This is a genomic window from Inquilinus sp., assembly GCF_057815775.1.
Map to the genome: position 1 here is coordinate 1 of NZ_JBYRFX010001032.1, position 3,082 is coordinate 3,082.

Sequence of the window (3,082 nt, forward strand, 5' to 3'; positions counted from 1 at the left end):
TCCGGTCGCTGTCGAAACCAGAAAAATACAAAATCATCTTATTGCAAAAAAATAAAATCATTTGTATCTTTTGCGGACGCCGATCCGTGGGACGGAGGCGGCCGGGCCGGCCCGCTTGCTGGTCCGCATCGACAAAAAAATGGGAGGCCTTCGTGACCGGTGAGACCGAGCACCAGAGCCGATATGGTTTCGCCAGGCCCCTCCGGCCCGAAGCCTAGGCCATGCTTCTGCTGATCCTGCAGCGGATAGGCCAGCTTCTGGTGACGGCGCTGGTGTCCAGCATGCTGCTGTTCGTCGTCACGGAATTCTCGCCTGGCACGGTGTCGCGCCAGATCCTGGGCCCCTATGCCTTGCCCAACCAGGTCCATCTGCTGGACCAGAAGCTCGGGCTGTCGGACTCCCTGCCGGAACGCTATGTGAACTGGCTGGCGATCCTGGTCGGCCTGAGGGCCAATCCGCTCGGCGACCCGGCGCTGAAACTCAACCTGCACGACAGCCGGGGGGACCAGTATTTCGGCAATTTCGGCTATTCGCTGATGCTGAAAGCGCCGGTGCGCGACGTGATCGCGAAGCCGCTGGGCAACACGGTGATGCTGACCGCCGTGGCGCTGGCCTTCATCGTGCCGCTGTCGCTGGGCATCGGCATCCTGGCCGGCACCAACCGCGGCACGCGGCTGGACCGCTGGCTCAGCCTCGGCTGCCTGGTGGTGACATCGCTGCCGGAATACGCCACCGGCGTCGTGCTGATGACGATCTTCGTGTCCTTCCTCGGCTGGCTGCCGGGCACCAGCCCGCTGCTGGCCAGCGAGCAATGGTCGGTGGCGAGCCAGATGGTCCTTCCTACGATGGTGCTGGTGCTGGCGTCGGCCTCCTACATCGCCCGCATCGTCCGCGCCTCGATGGCCGAAACCATGCAGAAGCCGTTCGTCCGCACGGCCCTGCTGAAGGGGCTGTCGAAGCGGCAGATCGTGCTGCGCCACGTCGTCCGCAACGGCATGATCCCGCCGATGACCGTGCTGCTGCTGCAGCTGAACTGGCTGCTGGGCGGCGTGGTGGTCTGCGAGACCATCTTCGCCTATCCCGGTATCGGCAAGCTGCTGCTGCAGGCCGGCCTGTTCGGTGATTTGGCGCTGATCCAGACCATCACGCTGCTGGGCCTGGCGGTCGCCTGCGTGACCCAGCTTCTGGCCGATATCTCCTACATGGCGTTGAACCCGAGGGTGCGGCTGACATGAGCCTTCCGCAGCAGACGGACGCCCCCGTCCTTCTTCCGCCGCAGCGGCGCAGGCGGCTACCGCTGCCGCTGCCGCGCAGCTGGGCCGCCCGCATCGGGCTGGGCATCATCTTCGCCTGGATCGTCATCGCCGCGACCGCGCCCTGGATCGCGGCCTATGCGCCGAACGCCCAGGACATGGCGTCCCTTGCGGCGCCCGGGCCGTCCTGGGCGCATTGGCTGGGCGTGGACATGCTGGGCCGCGACATCCTCTCGCGCATCATGTGGGGTGCCCGGACCACACTGGTGGTGGTGCCGATCGCCACGGCATCGGCCTTCTCCGTGGGCATCGCCTTCGGCCTGCTGTCGGGGTATTTCGGCGGATGGGTCGACCGGCTGATCTCCGGCATCTCCGACATCATCCTGTCGTTTCCGACCCTCGTTCTCTACATCGTCCTGATCGCGACGATCGGCGCTTCGGTGCTGAACATCGTCCTCGCCATCACCCTGGCCTACGCACCGGGCATTGGCCGCATCGCGCGCGGCCTGACTCTCGAATTGCGCTCCCGCGGCTTTGTCGCCGCGGCGGAAATGCGCGGCGAGAGCGTGCTCTACACGCTTGTGGTGGAAATCCTGCCCAATGCCCGGGGGACGCTGATCGCCGACCTGTGCCTGCGCACCGGGTTTGCCGTGATGACCGTCGGCACGCTGGGCTTCCTCGGCCTCGGCCTGCCGCCGCCGGATCCGGAATGGGGCAGCATGGTCGCCGACAGCGTGACGATGATCCCGGTCTTCCCGCACATGGCACTGTTTCCGGGGCTGGCCCTGTGCTCGCTGGTGGTCGGACTGAACATCCTCGCGGACGGGCTGGAGGACAACGCGTGACGCCGCTGCTCGAGGTCCGCAACCTGTCGCTGTCCTACGGCCCGGACGAGGTCGTCCGCGACCTGTCCTTCTCTATCGGCCGGGGCGAGAGCTTCGGCCTGGTCGGCGAATCCGGCAGCGGCAAGAGCAGCGTCGCCAATGTCGTCGTCGGCGACCTGCCGAAGATCGCCCGGGCGCGGGGCAGCATCCTCTATGACGGCATGGACCTGCTGCGTGCCAGCCCGGAGCAATGGCGCGCCTTGCGGGGAAAGCGGATCGGCTTCGTCCAGCAGGATCCGGGCGCCAGCCTCAACCCGACCATGCGCATCGGCCGGCAACTGATCGAGGCGCTGGAGCCGGGCGGGCTGTCGCGATCGGCCCGGGCGGAGCGGGCGGGGGAGATGCTGGCGCGCGTCGGGCTCGACAACCCCGATGCGATCATGGCGCGCTATTCCCATCAGATCTCGGGCGGGCAGCAGCAGCGCGTGATGATCGCCATGGCGCTGCTGCCGCAGCCGGATCTCGTCCTGCTGGACGAGCCGACATCGGGCCTCGACGTCACGGTCGAAGCCGCCGTGGTCAAGCTGATCGGCGAGTTGCAAGAGACGTTCGGCACCGCGCTGCTCTTCATCTCGCACAATTTGCATCTGGTGGCGAAGGCCTGCGACCGGGTCGGCGTGCTGTATGCCGGCGACCTGGTGGAGGAAGCACCGGCGGGTGGGATCTTCGACGCTCCGCGGCACCCCTACACCCAGGGGTTGGTCCGCTGCCTGCCGGGGCAGGGGGCGGTGCTGCAGCCGATCCGCGGCCATGTGCCGGCGCCGGCCGAGCGCGGGGCCGGCTGCCTGTTCGGGTCGCGCTGCGACCATCACGTCGCCGGACTGTGCGACAGGCCGGTGGCTCTCCACGACATCCAGGGCCACAAGGTCCGCTGTGCGCGGGTAGACGAACTGCCGGATGCCGTCGTCGCGACCAGCCGGCCGGAAGCGCGGGCCGCTTCGACCG

General features: G+C 67.5%; 3 protein-coding genes. All 3 read left to right on the forward strand.

Annotated elements, in window-relative coordinates; genetic code table 11:
• Positions 1–221: 221 nt before the first annotated feature.
• The gene (locus AC3XYG_RS36745) at positions 222–1,235 is read left to right on the forward strand and encodes an ABC transporter permease (RefSeq protein WP_489144853.1); all 1,014 of its coding nucleotides are present in this window, start codon (positions 222–224) and stop codon (positions 1,233–1,235) included.
• A complete protein-coding gene (locus AC3XYG_RS36750; protein ID WP_489144854.1) occupies positions 1,232–2,098 on the forward strand; it encodes an ABC transporter permease in 867 nt (288 codons plus the stop codon). Before AC3XYG_RS36745 ends, AC3XYG_RS36750 begins: the two co-directional genes overlap by 4 nt.
• Positions 2,095–3,082 (forward strand): ABC transporter ATP-binding protein (locus AC3XYG_RS36755; RefSeq protein WP_489144855.1); only part of this gene is annotated, 988 nt, incomplete at its 3' end. The genes AC3XYG_RS36750 and AC3XYG_RS36755, both read left to right, overlap by 4 nt.